The organism is Pseudomonas sp. BN607, assembly GCF_029871175.1.
Classification (GTDB): Bacteria; Pseudomonadota; Gammaproteobacteria; order Pseudomonadales; family Pseudomonadaceae; genus Aquipseudomonas.
Genome location: NZ_SSOE01000041.1, coordinates 1 through 20,175, shown reverse-complemented (window position 1 = coordinate 20,175; position 20,175 = coordinate 1). Strand labels below are relative to the sequence as shown.

The following is a 20,175-nucleotide window of genomic DNA, read 5'->3' as shown; positions in this document are numbered from 1 at the left end:
TTATTCACTTAAAGCGATGATTTGAGTTGAGTTTTTGTCGCTTTTTTTCTTGTATTGCCGTGCCTAGATTACCCGCGAATTACAACAAAAAGGGTGAGCACATTATGTTGACCGCTGAAACAGTCCATGCCAAAGGGCGCAGCAGTTACCGCTGGATCGTTGCCGGGATGATCTTTTCCATCTACACCATCGCAGCGGCGGACAGGGCCAATCTCGGTGTCGCGCTGCCGTTCATCCGCCAGGAATTCGAGATGAGCAACGCCCAGGCCGGCGGCCTCATGAGCCTATTCCTATTGGCCTACGCACTGGCCCAGATTCCCGCCGGGCTGGCGTTCAGCAAATACGGCGTAAGCCGAATCCTGCCCGGCGCAATGATCATGACCTCGGTGCTAACCGGCCTGGTCGGCACGGCAGGCTCGCTGCTGGCATTGAAGCTCTATCGCCTGGGCCTGGGTGTGGCGGAGGGCCCGTTACCGATCAGCATGACGACCACCATCAACAACTGGTTCCCGCCCCGGGAAAAAGGCATCGCCTCGGGCATCTTTCTGTCTGCGGTAAAGTTCGGCCCAGTCATCGTCCCCCCCCTGTGCGCCGTGATCATTTCGGTGTGGGGCTGGCGCGAGGTGTTCTACTTCTTTGCCGTACCCGGGATCCTGCTGTCAATTGCCTGGTACTTCCTGGTTGCCGATCACCCCTCCAAGAGCGGGTTCGTCAACCAGGCCGAGTTGGACTACATCAGCGATCCGGCAGTGGCCGGCGGCACCGGAACCGCTGCGAGCAATACCGGGCGACCTAAGGCGCGCAGCTTTGCTCGGTTGGATGCCTTCATTCGTCGACGCGAAGTACCACAGCTTGAAACCCGACGCCAGGTGTTCGGCTCCTGGCAGATATGGGGCAGCGCGCTGAGCTACTGCTTCCAGCTGGGCGTGTCCAGCGTGCTTCTGGCCTGGATCCCGACCTATCTGATGACCGTCAAGGGCTTCTCTGTAATGAACATGGGCCTGGTCTCGGCAGCGCCCTGGGTCGGCGCCGTGTTGGGCAACCTGCTGGGCGGCTACTGCTCGGACCGCTGGCTGGCCGGCCGGCGCAAGCCCGGAATGCTGCTGTCGGCGCTGGGTACCTCGGTGATGATGTACCTTTTGATCAATTCGCCCGCCGACCCATTGGCGTATGGGCTACTGCTGATGGCCACGGGGGTGGTGCTGAGCCTGGGCTTTTCGTCCTATATGGTTTACCCCATGGCGCTGGCCAGCAAACAGACCTTCCCGATCGCCAATGCCATCGTCAACATGGTCGGCCAGTTGGGCGCCGCAGCCACTCCATTCCTGACCGGCCTTTTGCTCGACAGTTACGGCTGGAGCTACGTCTTCTCCTACTTGGCGATCGGCTCGTTCGTCAGTTTCATGTTGCTGTTGACCATTATCGAACCGGTCCCCAGAACGGCTACGACCTGAAGCTTTTTGCCCTGCACATTCTTTAATTTGATGACCGTACCAAGGAGCTGCTGATGAATACCGAAGACAAAGAATTGGTCGCGCTGTTCGAGGGGCTCGACACCCCCGGCGTATCCGATGCCATGGACAAGCTGGGCCTGCCAGGGCACTGCTTTGGCGTGATGCCACTGGCCGACTACAAGCAGGTCGTGGTCGGCCCCGCGTTTACCGTCCGCTATGTGTCCGCCAGCGTGCCGCCGGGCACTGTCGGTGACTTCGTCGAGGACGTGGGCGAGGGCGATGTGGTGGTGATCGACAATGACGGCCGGACTGATTGCACCGTCTGGGGCGACATAATGACCCAGTACGCTGGCTCACGAAAAGTCGCCGCCACGGTGATTGACGGCGTTTGCCGAGATGTCAACAAGGCGCTGGGCGATGGCTATCCGCTGTTCACCAAGGGCCGCTTCATGCGCACCGGCAAGGACAGGGTCGAGGTCGGCGCAGTCAACGAGCCGGTGTCCATCGGCCAGGCGCGAGTCTGCGCTCGGGATATCGTCGTGGCCGACGCGAATGGCGTAGTGGTGGTGCCACGCGGGCGTGCCCGTGATGTCGCCCAGCTTGCCCGCCAGATCGAAGCCGTGGAGGCCGATATCCGCGCCGCCATCAGTCAGGGCAAGACCCTGAAGCAGGCCCGCGAGGACCACGGTTACCACACTCTCCAGCGCAAAGGGTAAGTCCCCCAGAGCCTGCCGACGGCAGACCCGCTCACTCAGGCAGGCGCGCTTCGATCTAGGCGAGCCTGCCGTTTTCGCCGCGACTAATTGCGTCAGCACAGCCTCGCCCTGCATAGCTGAAATGCCGAAAGTCGCACATCCGCTGGGCCTGAATCTCAGGAATGACCGGCCTGCAGGCGTCAAATTCTAGCCCTTACCCAGGCTGTGCAAGCATTTGACAGCGATTCAAATCGCCCCTATAAAGAACGTGTTCATAAATGATCAACAACAAAAAGGCTATGATCATATGCGACGTATCGACTTGCACTGCTACCCGAACACTCAACGTTGGATCGACTGTCAGGGCCCCTATGTGGAGGCTTTGGCCAAGTATTGGCATCGCGAGTGGAAGGCCAAGACCGAAGAAGAAGTGGTGCGTGAGTTTCAAAGCGCAGGCATTGAGGCGGTGTTGGTTGCACTGGATCTTCGTACCACTATCAACACCGTGCCATGTGACAACGACTACGTCGCCGGGATGCGCGACCGTCACGACTGCATCATTCAGGCGTGGGGCGCTGTCGAGCCGGCACTGGGGCAAGTCGCGATTGATGAAGCGAAGCACGCGATCCGGGACCTGGACATGCTCGGCTTCCACTTTCACCCCATCATGCAGCACTTCAGCGTCGACGATCAGCGTTATTACCCACTGTGGGAGGAGATCAACGCGCTGAAAGTCCCCGTGATGATCGATGTTGGAATGACTGGAATGGGGGCCGGCATGCCAGGTGGCATGGGTGCCAAGACTCGCCATGCACATCCTTCTTCCATCGATAACCTGGCGGCAGATTTCCCTGATCTGACAATCATCATGGCCCACCCTGGTTATCCATGGATTGATGAAACCACCGTCTGCGCGCTGCACAAGGGCAATGTCTTTTGGGAGATGTCCGGCTGGGCACCTAAATACCTGCCAGAAGCGCTGAAGCGTGATATCCGAGGCCGCCTCAAGCACAAAGTGATGTTCGGCAGTGACTACCCCAGCATCCCCCATGAGCGGCTATTCAAGGAATGGAACGAGTTGGGTTACTCCGAAGAAGTCCTTGAACTGTTCTTCCACAAAAACGCCGAACGTGTGCTGGGGCTCTGAAGTGGGCGGCGAGCAGAAGCATGTGCTGACCGAGCGGCGCGGGCATGTGCTCCATATACGAATCAACCGCCCCGAGGTGCGTAACGCGCTCGATCCGCTGGCTTACCATCAGTTGAGCCTGGCCTGCGATGAGCTCGAAGCTGACCCAGAGCTCTGGCTCGGGGTCTTGACAGGTGAAGGCGAGCATGCGTTCAGCGCCGGTCGCGATCTTAAGCAACTGGCTGCGACCAGCACGGCATCACAGGAAGAGCTGGATGCCGAGGCTGCATTATGGCAGCGCACCACGCGACTGACTGACCGCTTCAACTTCACCAAGCCTCTGATTGCGCGTCTCAACGGCTCCGCTCACGGAGGAGGGCTGGAGCTTGCCTTGGCGTGCGACATCATCGTTGCCGCCGAGCATGCTCAATTGAGTCTGCCAGAACCCCGTCGCGGGCTAATAGCGACTGCGGGCGGAGTACATCGTCTACCTCGGCAGATCGGTCTGAAGGCTGCAATGGGCTATCTGCTGACCGGGCGAGCGATGACTGCACAGCGTGGGTACGAGTTGGGGCTGATCAACGAAGTAGTGCCTGCGAACCTGCTTGATGAGGCCGTGGAACAGTGGGTGGCAGATATCCTCGCCTGCGCACCGCTAGCGGTGCGCGCCACCAAGGCCTGTGCCATGCAAGGCCTGGACTTGCCACTTGCCCAGGCGGTCAGCCAACGCTACGAGGCTGAAGAACGTCGCAAACTCAGCGCGGACAGCCTTGAAGGGCCCCGAGCCTTCGCTGAAAAACGGCGACCTCATTGGCGAGGATGTTGAACCGCTGCACCGGCTTTCACCCGATACGGTACCCTCACAATGGGTACCGGTACCTGAATAAAAATAATCACAGGTAACAGGCAATGAATACGTCGCGCATGTTTTACGGCTGGTGGGTCGTGTTGGCTTCGATCGTTGGAATGATCGTTAGCCAGGGCCCTGTCCTGGTATTTACATTCGGCATCTTCATGAAGCCGCTGACTGCCGAGTTTGGCTGGAGCCGTTCTCAAGTGTCGCTCGGACTGACCGTTGCAATCCTATCTGCTGCGCTATGCACGCCCTGGATAGGTCGACTCATTGATCGTAAAGGTGCACGGCAGGTGGCGATTCCAGCGCTGCTGCTCTTTGGTGTAGGGGTCATGGCGTTAGGGCTTTTACCTGCCAACCTCGTGCTGTTCTACCTGGCGTTCTGTGTGATTGGATTGCTGTCGACCGGTGGCACCCCGACGGCTTACGCCATGGCAGTGAGTTGCTGGTTTGTACGTCGTCGTGGATTGGCGTTGGGCTTGAGCATGGCCGGGATCGGCGTGGGGGCTGCCCTGATGCCCATGCTGGCGCAGCATGCCGTGGCGTCCTTGGGCTGGCGCTGGGCCTATGTAGTGATGGGCCTGGTAATTGTGCTAGGCGCGGCGATTGTGGCGATGCGACTCAAGAACAAGCCTTCAGATCTTGGACTTTTCCCCGATAACCAGCCTACTGCTGATGGTCTGCCGCATGCGCCAGACAGGATCGGCATGAGCGTTAGCCAGGCCATACGGAGCCGGTCGTTCTGGTTGATAGGCAGCGCGTTCTTCCTGGCAGCCTTGGCCATCAATGGCTGCTCAGTGCACTTTGTGCCCTTGCTAACCGACCGGGGGGTACCAGCCGCTGAAGCAGCGCAGATTGCATCTATCATCGGGATTGCGTTGATCGTTGGCCGAGTGGGGGCAGGCTACCTCCTTGACTATCTGTTTGCCCCGTTCGTGACGGTCTTCTTCTTTATCGGCCCTGTGGTTGGCATCCTCCTGCTCTACAGTGGCGCCACGGGCACCACAGCGATGTTCTGTGCGGCGCTGATCGGCCTTGGTGTCGGTGCGGAGGTAGACTTGATCGCCTACTTGATTGCACGGTACTTCGGCTTGCGAGCATTTGGTGAGATCTATGGTTACCTGTTCGGGTTGTTCTGCTTGGGTACGGCTTTCGGCCCACTGCTTATGGGGGTAGGTCAAACCTTACAGGGCAGCTATGACAGCGTGCTGCTGTTGTTCGCCGGGTGCATGGTGCTGGCATGCGTTCTAATGCTGGGGGTGGGGCGCTATCCGAACCTGTGTGCACAGGGAAAGGCGCCTGAGGTCAACCCGCCTGCAGACCATGCATTATCAGGTTCAGGCGCATCATCAATTCATTGACGCCATCTTCCGGTGACTCAGAGTCACTGGCCAACCACATCCGGATCTCCGCTGCCAGTAGGTAGAACATGGTCTTTGCAATCATGGCATCGTCCTCCTGGCAGCGTACCTCTCCTTGGGCGCGCGCGTAGGCGAGGAGGGTGGCGATAGAGTCGATGGTACGTGCTCGGGTCGCCTGAAAGCGTTCGCTCTGCATCCCCGTCGTGTAGAAGGTGATCTCGCGAGTCAGGTCGCGCGCGATCACCTTGTCTTGCCCGTAAAACACGAAGAAATGCCGCAGGGCCTGGCGCAGGTTGTCCAAGAGTGGGGCATCGGCCCGGCAATCAGCGAAGGCGCGGGTAGTAAGGTCGTCCAGGTCATCGTTGAACACCAGAAAGAGCAGGTCGCGCTTGTCGGTTGCATAGAGGAACAGGGTCGACAGGCCCACGTCTGCTTCCTGAGCGATCTGCCGAGTCGTCGTCGGCTCGAAACCCTGTTCGGTGAAGAGTTTTTTTGAGGCGGCACGGATCCGCAAAAATTTGTCGAGCTTGTTGCGTTCACGCAAACCCAACGGCGCAGGCGGTTTCTCGTTCATATCAGACCTTTGATTGTTCTGGTTTTCTTGCGCTTTGTAGGTCTCATCTTAAGTGATGCCCCCCATGTTGACAAACATTCTGATCGCGTCTAAAAGTGAACATGTTCTTTTAAAAACAAAAACGAGGTAGAACATGTCCACAGCTCAAAAAGTCGCACTGGTCACCGGCTCCGCCTCTGGCATAGGGGCTACGGTTGCCGTGGCGCTGGCCAAAGCCGGCTACGACGTGATCATCAATTACAGCCGCAGCGAAGCCTCGGCCAGGGCCACTGTCGAGGCCTGCGAAGCAGTTGGGGCGCAGACCATGCTCCTGCAGTGCGATGTATCGGACGAAGCCAGTGTCAAAGCTATGGTGTCGGCAATCAGTGAACGCTACAGCCACCTGGATGTGGTGTGCAGCAATGCCGGCGTATCGATCGACACGCCGCCAAAGAAGTTCGACCTGATCGATGTTGAAGATTGGGATCGCGTGTTTGCAGTGAACGTGCGTGGGCTGTTCCTCATTGCCAAGCACACAAAAGCCCTGTTGTTTGAAGCACCGCGCCCTTGCATGGTCAATACCGCCTCGATCGTTGGCATGCGCCCCGGTGCTCAACCGCTGCCGTACTCCGCTTCCAAAGCGGCGGTGATCAGTATGACTCAGACGCTCGCCAATGCCATGGGGCCGAAGGTGCGGGTCAATGCAATCGCGCCAGGCTGGATGGAAGGGGCGTGGATGGAATGGATGCTTGGCGACAACTACGACAAGCTGATGACCCGACGTGCTCGTGCCACACCGTTGCAACGCTGCGTAACCATGCCTGACGTCGCCGAAGTGGTGCTGACGCTGATCGAGCACATGCACTTCGTGACAGGTGAAACCATCGTAATCGATGGCGGCTTCGCCAAGACGACCTGACCTCTGCCTTCAAGGCCGTCGCTGCGCGCCGGCCTCGCGTCATCCTTCCAACAATAACGACAACATCGAGGATTTCTCCATGATGGGATTCGTGCCGTTTCCAGAAAGCTTCGCTGCACACTACCGCTCAAAAGGTTACTGGCAAGACCAGACCCTTGCCAACGTGTTCAGCGAAGTGTGCCGTCAGTACGCCGACCGCATTGCTGTATGTGACGCAAGTCGGGAAGTCAGCTACGCCGAACTCGATCGGATCGCTACGCGTCTAGGCCTGAACCTGCTGGATGCTGGCCTGGTACCAGGTGACATCGTGGTGCTTCAATTAGGGAACGTGCTGGAGTTTGTTTTCGTTTACCTCGCCCTACAGAAGATTGGCGTGCGCCCCATTCTGGCGTTGCACACACATCGTTATCGCGAGCTACGCCAGTTCGTCGAGCTGTCCGGTGCCACCGCAACCATTACTGCAGATCGCTCCAAGGACTGCGACTTCATCGACATCATCAATCGCGTCGAAGCCGACACTGGCAGCATTCGCAGCAAGTTCGTGCTAGGTGACATTGCCCCAGGATTTGTCTCACTGAGTGAGCTGCTGGGGCGTGAGCCTGAGCGTGATGCCGCTGAGATCGATGCCATTCAGGCGGCGATTGACCCTTGTAGTCCAGCGCTGTTCCTGCTTTCGGGAGGCACCACCGGTATCCCGAAGATGATCCCTCGTTCGCACAATGACTACGCCTGCAACTCGCGATTGGCTTCGCGCTACACAGGCATCACCGAGAACTCCGTACTGCTCAACGTATTGCCTATCGCCCACAACCTGCCGCTGGCCTGCCCGGGGCTGCAGGGCTTCATGCTCTGTGGCGCTAAGGTAGTGCTGCATGGCAGTACCCGCGCGGGCGAGGTGTTCGCACTGATCGAGCGATTCAAGGTGACGCACATCCATGTTGTGCCAGCGCTGTTGATCATGTGGATGAACGACCCACAGGTAAACGAATTCAACCTGGACAGCGTTCGGGTGATCCAGTCCGGTGGTCAGCGACTGCAACCAGAAACACGCGCACTCACCGAGCATGTGCTGCGCAATTGTACAGTGCAGGAGAACTTCGGCATGGCCGAAGGCCTTCTGATGTTTGTCCGACTCGATGACCCGCTGGATGTGCGTCGTGAATCGGTGGGGCGACCGGTGTGCGAAGACGATGAGGTCATGTTGCTGGGGGAGGACGACCAACCCGTGCCGTTGGGAGTGCCGGGAGAGCTGTGCTGTCGCGGCCCTTACACCCTGCGCGGCTATTTCAATGCACCCGAACATAATGCACGGGCCTTCACCCCGGATGGGTTCTACCGATCCGGCGACATGATGCGTGAACTGCCCTCCGGCAACTACGTGGTCGAGGGCCGCAAGAAGGATCTGATCAACCGAGGGGGTGAGAAGATCTCTGCCGAGGAGATCGAAAACCTGGTGCTAGCGCACCCTGCGGTGACTAATGTTGCCTGCGTGGCCATGCCTGACCCGGTGCTGGGCGAGAAAATGTGCGCCTTTGTCATCCTCAAACCGGCAGCGAAGCTCAACCTTGAGGAGCTGGTCAGCTATCTGCAGACCCAGGAAATTGCCCGTTTCAAGCTCCCTGAACGCCTTGAGCTGGTAGACAGTTTCCCGTTGTCGACCTTCGGCAAGGTGTCCAAGAAGGACTTGGTGGAGCGCGTCAGTGCAAAACTCAAGGAAGAGGCTGCCTGATATGAGCGACTTTATTGAGTACAGCTTCGACGAGGGCATTGTCACCTTGACCCTGTCCGCCCCTGATCAGCACAACGCGTTGAGCCATCAGACGCAGTTCGATGCTTTCGCTGACGTGTGTGGGCGGATCAATCGCGACCGTCGTGTTTCAGTGGTCATACTCACCGGCGCCGGCAAATCGTTCTGCGCCGGCGGCAACGTCAAGGACATGAAGGCGCGAACGGGGCTCTTCGCTGGCAGCCCTTACGAGCTGCGCGACGGCTATCGGCATGGCATCCAGCAGATTCCTCTGTCGGTCTATCACCTGGAGGTACCGACCATCGCGGCGGTGAACGGCGCCGCGATCGGTGCCGGTTGCGATCTGGCCCTGATGTGCGATATCCGAATCGCTTCGCAGCAGGCCCGCTTTGCCGAAAGCTTCGTCCGCCTTGGCATTGTTCCCGGTGACGGTGGCGCCTGGCTGCTACCCCGAGCATTGAACAACCTTTCCCGAGCATATGAGCTGTCCTTTACCGGGGATACCATCTCGGCGCAGCAGGCGCTCGAGTACGGCTTGGTGTCGCGAGTAGTCGAACCGGACGCGCTTATGGCCACCGCGCTCGATCTTGCCCGGCGCATTGCCGCCAATCCTGGCCATGCCTTGAGGCTGACCAAGAAGCTGCTGCGTGAAGGGCAGCACACCCGCCTTGAACCCTTGCTGGAGCTGTCGGCAGCCTATCAGGCACTTTCCCATCACACCGAAGCTCACCAGGCCATCGTCCAGGCGCTTTGATCATGGCCGGGTGCTGGCAGCAGCGCCCGGCAGGAGAACCCCATGCATGACGCGGTAATCGTTGCATACGCCCGGTCTGCCATCGGCAAGGCGTATCGAGGTGCGTTCAATCACACGCCAATGCCCAGCCTGGCCGCGCCGATCATCCAAGCCATTCTCGAGCGTTCGCAGCTGAAGGGTGACGAGGTGGAAGAGCTGGTGATGGGCTGCGGTCGACCCGAGGGGACCCAGGGCAAAAACGTCGCCCGGCTCAGTGCGCTGCGTGCTGGATTGCCGGACAGCGTGGCCGCGCAGACAGTCAGCCGACATTGCGCGTCTGGTCTTCAGGCGATCGCCAGTGCAGCCCAGCGCATTAAGCTCGGCGAGTGCTCAATCATGCTGGCGCTCGGTGGCGAATCCATCAGTCTGGTGCAGAACGCGCATACCAATGAGCACTACGGCCAGGATCCGTGGTTGTTGCAGCACAGGTCTGACGCGTACATCAGCATGCTAGAGACGGCAGAGCGAGTCGCTCTGCGCTACGGCGTAACGCGTGCTGACCAGGATGAATACGCAGTGATCAGCCAGCAAAGGGTCGCCCAGGCACAGCGTGATGACCTATTTGCGCATGAAATCGTGCCGTTGGATGTGGTCACTCGCGCCTTGGACAAGGCCTCATACGAGTATTACGACAAGCCTGTGCGTATGGACAAAGACGAATGCAACCGCCCAGGAACCCAGGCGGATCAGTTGGCTGCGCTGGCGCCGGTGCTTGACGGCACACAACGCTCGGTCACAGCTGGCAACGCGTCACAACTCAGTGATGGCGTTGCAGGGTGCGCATTGATGAGCGCCGATCACGCACGCGACCGCGGCCTCAAGCCGCTGGGAGTCTTCAGGGGATTTGCCAGCGCTGGCTGCGCCCCGAATGAGATGGGGATAGGCCCGGTCTTAGCCGTACCCCGGCTGTTGGCTCGGCATGGGCTGGGTATCGGCGACATCGACTTATGGGAGTTGAACGAAGCCTTTGCGTCTCAGGTGCTGTATTGCCAGCGCCAGTTGGGCATTCCATTGGAGCGGCTAAACGTCAACGGCGGTGCCATCGCGCTGGGACATCCCTACGGCATGTCGGGTGCGCGCATGGCGGGGCATGTTCTGCTCGAGGGGCGCAGGCGGGGGGCTCGGTACGTCGTGGTGACCATGTGCGTCGGAGGCGGGCAGGGTGCCGCAGCGCTCTTTGAGGTGTGTCATGACTGACGGCTGACAACAGGCATCACTCATCGCTGTGTCTCTACAACAACAAAAAGAGGGACTACCAATGAATGCTGTACACGTTCGTGTTATGCAGGCCGCCGGTTTGCTGATTTGTCTACAAGGTACTGCCAGCGCAACCGAGGGAAATGGCAACTCCTACCCGTTGGGTGTGGAGACCAACATGTCTGGGATGATGCTGCCTGAAGGCCTCAATACCCTGTTGTATTACACCCACTACGAAGCCGCACACGTCAAAGCCAACGACGGTCGTGACAATCCCAATATTGCTCGATATCGCCTTAAGTCAGACGTCGTGTCCTTGCGCCTGAGCTATGTATGGCCCGGGGTGAAATGGTTGGGCGCAAACGTCGAAACCCGAGCGGCGCTCGCTGTCCCAACAATCGATTTGACCTTGAACGTCGCGCGTCCAGCGCCCTTGGCCCCATTGGACAAAGGCGGCACGTCTACAAACCTGGGCGACCTCAGCTTCGCACCGGTTCTGCTTGGTTGGCATGCCAAAACCTTGCACCAAACAGCAGGCATCGAAACATTCTTGCCCACCGGCGACTACGACAAGGACGAGCCGGTGAACACGGGACGCAACTACTACCAGTTTGCACCTTTCTACGCCGTCACTTGGCTTCCGTCGGAGAAGTGGGAAGCCAGCGCTAAACTGCGCTACGGCATCAACACCCGGAATGAACAAACGGACTACAGCTCTGGGGATGAGTTGACATTGGAGTTCAGCGGAGGGTATCGCTTCAGCCAGGCGTTCAGTGCGGGCATCAACGGCTATCTGTATCGACAGACCACCGACGACAAGCTTGATGGCGAGGAAGTCAATGGCAACGGCAATCGCGGCTCGGTCAACGCCCTCGGGCCTTATGCGATGTACCGTTTCACCAAGGATTTCGCCGTAGTGGCCAAGCTGCAGGAAGAGTTCGGGGCAAAGAACAAGGCTGAAGGTACACGCATCTGGCTGCAGGCTCGACTGCCATTCTGAGCCATGATCGCGCCACACCACGCCGGCTCAAACACAACAAGGGGCGCGGGGGTTAGGTGATGAGGTATCTCTCGTGAGGTCTAGCCGAGCAGTGGCTCGGTTAGATCTTGCACGCCTTGAAGCAAAGACCCTGGAGAAGTGATGCGTTCACGATGCCTACGACCGATTAGGACTGTGACGTCGTAACTCAGCGGTGATGTGGGATGGACAACTGCAGGCACCATTACTCATACACACGATTTAACATAATATGGATTATGAGCATCCTTGGATTTTTCCCGCGGGGCGGTGTACTCTACAATTCAGCACCAAAGGTTCTAACTCGACTAAATTACCATTTAGTTTAGTTATATGCGCATCAGGCTTGGGTACCAAAATTCTCCTGCAGCAGATGACCTGGTTCTTTCATCTGGTACCGATTCAACGCTAAGGCTGGCCCCGGCCTGCGCCGATCGGTTTCGGGACTGGTACCAAACGACCCCAGCCGACAGCCAACGGCTATCAAAGAACTTACTCCACGAATGCGGACTAACAAAAGCAGCTGGCGACCGGTGCCAGCCCCTCGCTGCGCGCGTGTCCGTCCCCGGCCTCCATCAGCTTTTTCCTAGGGCGCGTTCTAGTCGTGACGCGCTGTGCTCGCCGTTGGCCGTCGTCGGCGTCGAGTCTTGGAACACGCGGACGGAAATCAGGACAACAAGGTTCGTGGTCTTTTTGTTGGTCGAACGGTACTCAAACAAACGGCCAAGCCAAGGGATGCTGCGCAGCCCCGGAACGCCTGATACAGATTCTTCCGTACTCTGCTGCCGCAAGCCGCCAAGCAGAACACCGGCGCCGTCATGGAGCGTAATCTTAGTGTTCAAGCGCCGCGTATTCGTGATGATGTCCGAGGCCGTACGGTCGTTCGACACGCTCGATGCACTCTGCTTGATGACCAGCTCAACGTCACCCGTTGGGGTAATCGTCGGAAGCACATCGAGCGTTAGGCCAACGTCTTGGCGCGTAATGGTCTGGTAAGGGTTTTCAGCCGGGGTCGCTGCGCTGGTCGTAGATCCGGTCAAAAACGGCACATTCTGGCCAACCACGATGCTGGCTTTCTCTCGATTGAGGACCAAGAGTTGCGGCGTGGACAACACTTGGCTATCGCCAGAGTTCTCAACAGCCTGGACGAACGCGCTAAGTTTCGGCCCCGAAAAGGTCAACTCAGTGCCAAGGTCTGACCGACTGGACATGGTAACGCTCGCTAAGCTCAGATCGCCAAAGACGCCCTTGAGGTTCGCCCCAAGGCTTCGAAAGTTACTGTCGGAAAGCTCAGCAACTACAGCCGTAATCAGCACTTGCTGACGCGGCTTATCTACCTCAGGTAACAGCGTGTTCATCAAGTCAAACTGCGCTTGGGTGCCTGCAAACACAAGCGAATTACTTGTTGGCAGCGAAACGAGTATCGGCCGCCCTGCCCCTTTTTCGTGCGCAAATGCTGGCATCACGGCATCAATCACATAGGCCGACTGGACGTATCGCAGCGGGTACACATGGTTGATCACCGGTTCTGCAACTTCCGGCACTTGCTCGGGCGGCATCACTACAAAAGGCGCCGAATCGGCGTTGCCCTGGAGCAGCGCCGGTTGTTCGAAGTCGGCTTCTACATCCGGCATCTTGACTGACGAAATTGTCGCTACGTCAGCAGCGATAACGTAATTCAAGCCGACCGACTCAACCGACCGTTGCAGCAGAAACTCTAGCTGTTGTGGCGTCTCATAACTGCCATACAGCGATATCTTTTTGTTCGACAAGTCGGCGCCGATGATGATCGGGTGATCAAACTTAGGGCCTACAAATTTCACTACATCTTCCAGCGGCGTATTGGCGAACTCGACACGATCTGCGAGCGCAACCGAAGAAAACGCCATGACAAGCAGCATCACCAGTTTGCGCATAAATCACCTGAACACAAAGAACGAACCGGTTTTAGACTCAAGCCTAAGCTGACCGGCGCCGAGCGGATACACACCAATACCAAGGCTAATTAAGTCGTCCGAACTGATCTTCTTGGATCCGTCCGAAAGCTCGTAGTACCAATTCCCATTGAAGTTACGAGAAGACACGATCTTGTAACTGCGGTACTGCTCAAGGCCGCGCTGAACAGCCGCGATAGAGGCTTCGGGAGTAGCCTCGGGAGGACGCAGGTACATCAATACGCCAGTGGCAAGCGTTGCCCCGACGAGGACGCAAAGGACGCGATTCAATCGACGCCAATAGATCTTTGTAGCTCTCACAATGAAACCCCAATTCAATGCAGCCGCTGGAATCCGTCGAGGGATTCGCCCGGGCGGGATAACGCAATACGTCCCGACCTCCTCCGTACTGTCGAACTTTTGCCGCGTGTTATACGCACCGTAAAGCGAAGTCCCCCGGAACTGTTCAGAGCCAACACGAAGCGCACTCGCCCCAAGGCCATAGCGAATAACCGCGTGATGCATTCGCGGAAGATGCCCCTTCCAAAACCCAAGAGTCACAATGAATCCAATCTGAGAGACGCCCGGAATCTTCATTCGATCAAGACGCATCAAGTACACCACGTGCTCGCAAATACTTTTCTTAATCTGCGAATTTAGTACATCGATGTTCTGAATCAGAATGTACACATCCCAACACATTTTGCGAATCAGGATGAACAGATTAAACAGGTCGCGCGCGGCGCCTTTGTTGTAGTCGTGCGAGTTTAGCCAAAGTGCGGCTTCGTCTAGGACAATGACACCAAACTTAGATTCATCATAGAAATCCGAGTTTTCCGGCTTGCCATCTCCACGACCAAGAGCACGAATATCATCCGCTGTAGGCATGTCCGGAAGCCTGCATACATTAGCAGTTGTGTTCTTTTCACTAAGCAGCTTGCCAATACTGATATCGAAGTTACAGGCAACCCTGCGCTTTTGAAACAGATACTGCTGTATCTTAAAGACAGCGTATAACGACTTCCCTGCCCCAAGCTTTCCAGTCACAGCATATACAGCCAACTTAGCCTCCCTGCTGGCTTATCGTTGCCAAGCGAGCTTTCCAATCAAACCCAGCTTTGATGAACCGGGCACTGATGCAAGTAGAGATACAAATGCCGGTATTGTCCGGCAAGAATGCGACAAGCAGTGACGAATATTCAGGCGGAAACTGGGTTGCAAGTGCCCCCATTAGCGCCTCTAGAGACGCATAGGCCGCCGCAAACATAATGCCCAAGCCAACAATGGCGCTCCCCAAATGAAAGAGCTTTTCGGACATGTAGCGGCCAAACGTCTCAGCTAAAAACGTCGCTATGCCGGAGAGCAGCAACAGAATAGCTGGCATCTTCTTTAAGCCTCAGAATTATTAGTGCCCAGTGAAGTCATGGTGCGATACACATAGATCATCGTGAACACGGCAAACATCCAGCCGAGTATTTGTTTCACAAACGTGTAGCGACAAACATCAATTGTGATAATAGTCCACTTCAAATCCATGACCGGGTTGACGCATACGCCTGGAGCGGGGAGCATCGAACCGAAACGCTGCAATAAACCATCTTCTGCGGACTGTTGAATCTTATCGCCCTCGATTACAACGTCGTCGTAAGCGCTCCACACACCATCTTGGGCGGTCTTCACACTTTCAGACGATGCAGAGAGAGTGCTATTCAATCCTTGAGCTGAAACATACTCAGCGCAGCCGGCTTCACCAAAGTTCAGGCCCTTACACGGAGTGCCAGACGAATCAGAGCCGCCAGAAGAACCACCGCTATCACTACCACCATTGCCAGAGCCGCCGCTGCCAGTTCCACCAGACCCGTTAGAGCCATCACCAGAGCCGCCCCCATCACCGCTGCCGCTACCACCAGTCTCACCCGTACCGGTGCCAGAGCCATCACCAGAGCCCCCACCACTACCACCGCTACCGCTTCCATTGCTGCCTCCGTCATCGCAGTCAAAAACGCACCCGGGATTAGTCGGCGTGCCCGTTCCATCATCACCAGGATCAGTGGGTTCTTCGGGTTTCACCAGTGGATCACCCGTCCCACCTGGAGAGAGTGTATTGCCATTGCATGACTGGCCGGTAGTCATCAGGCTGTAATTACAAAAACCTTGCGTAGTTGATCCGGTAACGAAGTAACAGCCAGTAGACTTATCGGAACCGTTCTCGTACTTCTGCTCAACCATACAGCCGTCTAAGCACCCTTGCTCAGGTGTCCTAGTGCCAACTACAAATTTGCCGTCAACCTCACTAACTGAACCAACAGCACTTTTAACCGCCACGCTTTGTCCGGCGGCGCACCCTTTTTCAACTACATATACTGTCGTTTTTATATCCTTCCAAACGCTAGCCAGATTAAGCCCCTGCATATTACAGGTATACGAATACCCTGCTACTTTCTCAGTGGCAGACAGGTATTTTGATTCCGTATATGACCCGCTCGTATTGAAAGAGGCAAATGATGCTGTGCAGGCTTCTTCAAGTGTGGCGTAGTGAGTGGTCGAAGAAGTGGATAACTTGTATGACACCGCTTGAGATTGCCCCGACGCCAAAAGCGCCGAGGCAGTAAGCAGGGTCAAAATAACCCTGCGGAACACTTAGCTGGTTGCCTTGCTCAGGAACTTGCGCACGATCTGGATGCCGGAAGTGGCACCCCAGTAAGCGGCAAAGATCACACCGACTACGCCGAGAATGGTGGTCAGGTTCTCGGTCAACGAAGTTTTGATCGGATCCATGAACGCCGTTACATCGAAGCCGCCCGAGCCTTCAGCGGCCATTGCAGCGCCGGAAATGCCCATTACAACAACAGCGGAAGCAACGCTGCGAACAGTAGTTTTTTTGAAGAACGATTTCAGCTTTTCCATTAGCTCACACTCACATCAAGTAGTTGTTTAAAGCCTAACAAGGTCCGGCCAATCATCCAGCCAGCCCCGAAGACACAGCAAAAGAACCCCAGCAGGTACAGGTAAACTTCAAAAGTTAATGCCATGCTTACCTCTGGTGCCCATGAATCATGCCCAGCCCTGCCAAGAAGACAATGCCTTGCATGAATTGGAGTAGCCAGATATCACCCAGTGTTATCTGGCCAAGAATTTCAGTCACGCCGATTTGACGCTGTTAATGCGACGACCTTGGCGCGGGTCAACCTCAAAATTCAGGCGACCATCACGCACAGTTGCAATAATGTCGCACTCATAAGTACCGGGCTGCGGAACTTCGTTAGCGGCCTGCGCATAGAAGTCGCACATCTGCGGATAAGGAATGTTCGGCAGATGAACGAAGCACGTGAACATGCAATACGGCTTCTGGCTCTTGGCCGCGATGCCAGAACGCTGCTGACCGGTAACTTCCACAATGAGAGTATTAGACATGGTGTTGCCCTCTTTTTTTTCAAATGGCGGCCGAGAACTTTGCCCGGCTCATTAAATGCCCAGTTGGGCGAAAATAAATGCTAGCCACACACCAGTGCATACAGAGCAAAGATCACGGCCGGTATCGCCAGATACCACATAGAGAAGTCGAGCATGGTTAGTAGCCCATCCAATCGGCTATACAGGTAGTGCCGCGAGACTCGCTTACAAGAGTCCATTGTTTCTCAGGCTTAGCGCCCTGCTCTTTTCGTACTTCAAGCACTTTTATGGTCTGTGCAACTTGCTCGGCAAGAACCGGATTCATAAACGCCTGAACTTGGCGCTGTTGTTCCAGTCTGCGCTGCTGCCCAGGTGAAAGCTGTGTGCCTTGAAAGCTTACAGTTTTCATGCCGCCACCAGATGCAGGTGGCTTGGACGACGATACCAAGAAGGCACTGGCAATTCGCGCTTGGTAACTTCCCGGCATTGACGAACGAATACAGGCGCAAAACGCGACGTATCGCAGGCGTTGCGAATATTTATCCCGATACGATTAAGTCTCGCAGCGTTTGTCTTGACCTGCGACTTGGTGAAATCAAACTTATGTCCGTGCATCCAGAGAATCGCTGCGGAGGCGGTAGAGTTTGCAGCCTGTCGGCTGTTTACTATTTCGAGTTCAAGTAACTTGTCTGCGATAGTCATCATATCCATGGCCGTAACCTGCAATCGCTCGTCAATGGCAAGAAATTCGTTGTGTATATCAATGAAGCGGGCTTCCTTAAAAAGGCCCCAGTAGGCCAGCCCTTCGCGCTTCAAATACTCTGCTTTCAACTCTTGTTCCATACGCACTACGCCATTCTCGACGCAGTAATCGCGGACTTGCACAACATACTTGTACTCTTCCGAATCTTCGCCAAATTCGCGCTTAATCTTTGGCAACAAATTTTGATCCATTTCGAAAGATTTTTCGTATGCCTTTCGGTACTGTAGGCGACCGCCCTTACCATTCCCCTTGGGAGTCCAAGCAACTGTTCTACCGTTCGGATACAAGTAGCCAATACTATGACCAATGCGCTGCGATGAAACGCCGCGCAAGTAAGCAAGTGCATTCCCTTCGCCGAGAGCGACGTTAGTCGTCAGGTCAATGCGATGTATAACCGCGCCGTCAGCTACAAGATCACCAGCTTTGCCGCCCGATGCCCCATCGCGAAGCATTACGCGAGTGCATCGCGTAAAAGGCGGCAGGCCATACTGAGCAAGTAACGCGTTGTACACAGCAACGCACTGGTCAATGGTTGTGAATCCAAAAAGGTTGTCCATGCGCCCTACCCGGCTCGGGTTGCCATCAATGCGCACATTGCGGCCGGACACATGAATCGTCACGGAGGTGGAAAAGCTTTCGCGGTGAACAAACCGTGGCTGCTTCGTGCTTAGGACTTCGTCCGTATTGGCGTCAATCGTCAGCGTGAACACATCGCAGACGACCGGCAGGTCGTGGTCGTGCTCTTGAGAGATTGTCAGCCAGTCGATGAACATCCGCTGTCCTTAGCGATCCATTGCCGTCTGGGAATCCGTCAATATCGGAATCCCGGTACAAAACTGGCAGAATTCTAGCCATGGAGGATACCGACATGCAAGACAAAATGTACCGGGATACCGGAACTGTACGGAATGACAGTGGTTACGCTGCGGAGGATATGAGCAACGTAACCGAGCGATCTATGATTCTCAGCGCAAACCTGAAACGTTTTCGGGAGGCACGCGGCTTGACGCAAGAGCAGGTGTGGGAGGCTTCCGGGATCAGCAAATCAAGCTATACGTCCTACGAGGCCGGCAGGAGCATGCCGTCTGGTGACAAGATCGTCGCCATGGCGAAGGTGCTTCGCGTCACCACAGATGAGCTGTTGCTCAACGCTGACGAGCTATCGGTATCCCAAGACCTAGCACCCATATTACGGAGGTTTGAGGCCCTGCCGGAGGCTGCGCGGATTCAAGCCCGCATTGCCCTGAAAGGTGTGCTTTTCGGATACGAGCAAGAAGCTCTGCGATAACCCTGAAAGTATGGAAGTCCATACCAAAGTGGGGGTGTAACAGCACCCCCACCCTCGGTCCGCCTTCGGCGGCCCTCTCCAGCCCGAGTTAGGGCGACCACAAATCAAGATCAAAAGCGCCTCCGGCGGGCATCCCTTTGATGCATCGGCGGGAGGCCGGGAGGAAAAGCGCCTCCCAGCCACCCACCTCAGAGGATAAAGGGGCGAGGCGTGGTAAAGGGGCGCTGCGCTCCGGGACTCCGTTCATCGTGACGATGAAGCGCTGTCACGACGAGCCGGGGTCGCGGCCCTTGACCATTCAAGACGGCGCCGGGACGGTTGGCCAAAAGCAAAAAAGCGGTACCAGACTCCCGTCCAGGACCGCTTCGCCGGCAAATCAATTGGTACCGATCAGATGAGTTCGGCAGTGCGCTCAAGCAACTCAGATGCAGCGGCTCGGGCACGTTGAATCGTCGCCTCAGCGGCCTCAAGCCTCTGCATCAGCCGCTTGTTCTCGTGATGCTGTTTCGCGACGGTGGCCCGCAATTCAAGGTAGCCAATGGCGGCAGACTCAACAGCACGTGAGCCAGTATTTCTACAGGTGGCCGCCTTCAATTGCTCAAGAATTTGGTCGTCCATGTTTGGGATCTTAATCAGCATTTTGGTACCTATCCTTGTTCCTGGGAGTCGCCCCGGGTTGCAGTAATGGTACCATTTTATCTCGATAGAATCCATTTTTTGGTACCAAAAGCCCTTCGATCGATCTAACCAGGTTGAGTGTTTTGGTACCTGTCAAAGGTCGTCGATCAGCCGGGCGACCTCTCGCAGCTTACTGATAAGAACGTCCAGTTCGGCGGATTCGTCGTCCAACTGGCGAACCCGGGCACGCAGCTTGCGCACGTCTGCGACTAGGTTGCCGTAGGAGTCAATCAGGGATTCGACCGCGTGCTCAGGGTCGGGATTGACCATATAAGCCTTGGCATCGCGCACAGCGCGTTCGGAGAGCGTGAGGGGGATTCTCATAATCGACCCTATGTTACGCGACGCCTGGAGCCGGTGGCATCTTCCAGACGTCGCTCAACATAAGGTCAGAAACATTATG

The 20,175-nt window shown here is 56.5% G+C and carries 22 protein-coding genes; 11 read left to right on the top strand and 11 right to left on the bottom strand.

Annotation, left to right across the window (positions count from 1 at the left end):
- The first annotated feature begins 104 nt into the window (after window positions 1–104).
- From E8E68_RS10475 to E8E68_RS10455, 5 genes are all read left to right on the top strand, one after another.
- Window positions 105–1,454: an MFS transporter gene (locus tag E8E68_RS10475; RefSeq protein ID WP_266029214.1), complete on the top strand. Its 1,350-nt coding sequence runs from the start codon at window positions 105–107 to the stop codon at window positions 1,452–1,454.
- 53 nt (window positions 1,455–1,507) lie between these two features.
- On the top strand, window positions 1,508–2,170 hold the full coding sequence (locus tag E8E68_RS10470; protein WP_266029215.1) for an RraA family protein: 663 nt from the start codon (window positions 1,508–1,510) through the stop codon (window positions 2,168–2,170).
- Between the two features lie 286 nt (window positions 2,171–2,456).
- Window positions 2,457–3,296, top strand: a complete 840-nt coding sequence (locus E8E68_RS10465) for an amidohydrolase family protein (RefSeq protein ID WP_181097912.1) — start codon at window positions 2,457–2,459, stop codon at window positions 3,294–3,296.
- A complete protein-coding gene (locus E8E68_RS10460) occupies window positions 3,250–4,101 on the top strand; it encodes an enoyl-CoA hydratase-related protein (RefSeq protein WP_266029216.1) in 852 nt (283 codons plus the stop codon). Before E8E68_RS10465 ends, E8E68_RS10460 begins: the two co-directional genes overlap by 47 nt.
- Before the next feature lie 83 nt (window positions 4,102–4,184).
- On the top strand, window positions 4,185–5,489 hold the full coding sequence (locus E8E68_RS10455; RefSeq protein ID WP_280341146.1) for an MFS transporter: 1,305 nt from the start codon (window positions 4,185–4,187) through the stop codon (window positions 5,487–5,489).
- Here the strand turns inward: E8E68_RS10455 and E8E68_RS10450 are convergent.
- A complete protein-coding gene (locus tag E8E68_RS10450) occupies window positions 5,434–6,063 on the bottom strand; it encodes a helix-turn-helix domain-containing protein (RefSeq protein WP_266029218.1) in 630 nt (209 codons plus the stop codon). The two genes, E8E68_RS10455 and E8E68_RS10450, sit on opposite strands and share 56 nt — an antisense overlap.
- A 133-nt stretch (window positions 6,064–6,196) precedes the next feature.
- Here E8E68_RS10450 and E8E68_RS10445 point away from each other — a divergent pair, with 133 nt between their 5' ends.
- From E8E68_RS10445 to E8E68_RS10425, 5 genes are all read left to right on the top strand, one after another.
- Complete coding sequence (locus E8E68_RS10445) at window positions 6,197–6,961, top strand: SDR family NAD(P)-dependent oxidoreductase (RefSeq protein ID WP_266029219.1); 765 nt, start codon at window positions 6,197–6,199, stop codon at window positions 6,959–6,961.
- A 79-nt stretch (window positions 6,962–7,040) separates the two neighbouring features.
- A complete protein-coding gene (locus E8E68_RS10440) occupies window positions 7,041–8,690 on the top strand; it encodes an AMP-binding protein (RefSeq protein ID WP_266029220.1) in 1,650 nt (549 codons plus the stop codon).
- Between the two features lies 1 nt (window position 8,691).
- On the top strand, window positions 8,692–9,462 hold the full coding sequence (locus E8E68_RS10435; RefSeq protein WP_266029221.1) for a crotonase/enoyl-CoA hydratase family protein: 771 nt from the start codon (window positions 8,692–8,694) through the stop codon (window positions 9,460–9,462).
- 42 nt (window positions 9,463–9,504) lie between these two features.
- Window positions 9,505–10,698 carry an acetyl-CoA C-acyltransferase gene (locus E8E68_RS10430; RefSeq protein WP_266029222.1) on the top strand — a complete coding sequence of 398 codons (1,194 nt, stop codon included), beginning with the start codon at window positions 9,505–9,507 and terminating at the stop codon, window positions 10,696–10,698.
- A gap of 61 nt (window positions 10,699–10,759) precedes the next feature.
- Complete coding sequence (locus E8E68_RS10425) at window positions 10,760–11,698, top strand: transporter (protein WP_280341134.1); 939 nt, start codon at window positions 10,760–10,762, stop codon at window positions 11,696–11,698.
- Window positions 11,699–12,291: 593 nt separating this feature from the next.
- On the opposite strand, the gene E8E68_RS10420 is transcribed toward E8E68_RS10425, so the two are convergent.
- The 8 genes from E8E68_RS10420 to E8E68_RS10385 all read right to left on the bottom strand — a co-directional run bounded on the left by E8E68_RS10420 (window position 12,292) and on the right by E8E68_RS10385 (window position 18,579).
- Complete coding sequence (locus tag E8E68_RS10420) at window positions 12,292–13,632, bottom strand: maturation protein (protein ID WP_280341132.1); 1,341 nt, start codon at window positions 13,630–13,632, stop codon at window positions 12,292–12,294.
- A 3-nt stretch (window positions 13,633–13,635) separates the two neighbouring features.
- Window positions 13,636–14,712, bottom strand: a complete 1,077-nt coding sequence (locus tag E8E68_RS10415) for a zonular occludens toxin domain-containing protein (protein WP_280341129.1) — start codon at window positions 14,710–14,712, stop codon at window positions 13,636–13,638.
- Between the two features lies 1 nt (window position 14,713).
- On the bottom strand, window positions 14,714–15,034 hold the full coding sequence (locus E8E68_RS10410; protein WP_019098610.1) for a DUF5455 family protein: 321 nt from the start codon (window positions 15,032–15,034) through the stop codon (window positions 14,714–14,716).
- 5 nt (window positions 15,035–15,039) lie between these two features.
- A complete protein-coding gene (locus tag E8E68_RS10405; RefSeq protein ID WP_280341120.1) occupies window positions 15,040–16,290 on the bottom strand; it encodes a hypothetical protein in 1,251 nt (416 codons plus the stop codon).
- Window positions 16,291–16,557 (bottom strand): TrbC/VirB2 family protein, encoded by a 267-nt coding sequence (locus E8E68_RS10400; RefSeq protein ID WP_280341117.1) that lies wholly within the window; start codon window positions 16,555–16,557, stop codon window positions 16,291–16,293. It abuts the gene before it with no gap.
- Between the two features lie 234 nt (window positions 16,558–16,791).
- Window positions 16,792–17,064: a propanediol utilization protein gene (locus E8E68_RS10395; RefSeq protein WP_280341114.1), complete on the bottom strand. Its 273-nt coding sequence runs from the start codon at window positions 17,062–17,064 to the stop codon at window positions 16,792–16,794.
- Between the two features lie 157 nt (window positions 17,065–17,221).
- Window positions 17,222–17,452, bottom strand: a complete 231-nt coding sequence (locus tag E8E68_RS10390; protein ID WP_280341112.1) for a hypothetical protein — start codon at window positions 17,450–17,452, stop codon at window positions 17,222–17,224.
- Window positions 17,449–18,579, bottom strand: a complete 1,131-nt coding sequence (locus E8E68_RS10385) for a phage/plasmid replication protein (protein WP_280341109.1) — start codon at window positions 18,577–18,579, stop codon at window positions 17,449–17,451. The genes E8E68_RS10390 and E8E68_RS10385 overlap by 4 nt, the downstream gene beginning before the upstream one ends.
- Window positions 18,580–18,674: 95 nt before the next feature.
- On the opposite strand from E8E68_RS10385, the gene E8E68_RS10380 reads away from it, so the two are divergent.
- Window positions 18,675–19,094: a helix-turn-helix transcriptional regulator gene (locus E8E68_RS10380; protein ID WP_280341104.1), complete on the top strand. Its 420-nt coding sequence runs from the start codon at window positions 18,675–18,677 to the stop codon at window positions 19,092–19,094.
- A 390-nt stretch (window positions 19,095–19,484) separates the two neighbouring features.
- Here E8E68_RS10380 and E8E68_RS10375 read toward each other — a convergent pair whose 3' ends face one another.
- Together E8E68_RS10375 and E8E68_RS10370 are read right to left on the bottom strand one after the other, a co-directional pair.
- Window positions 19,485–19,733: a hypothetical protein gene (locus E8E68_RS10375; protein ID WP_280341101.1), complete on the bottom strand. Its 249-nt coding sequence runs from the start codon at window positions 19,731–19,733 to the stop codon at window positions 19,485–19,487.
- A gap of 132 nt (window positions 19,734–19,865) precedes the next feature.
- A complete protein-coding gene (locus E8E68_RS10370) occupies window positions 19,866–20,096 on the bottom strand; it encodes a DASH complex subunit Dad3 (protein ID WP_280341099.1) in 231 nt (76 codons plus the stop codon).
- Window positions 20,097–20,175: the final 79 nt, after the last annotated feature.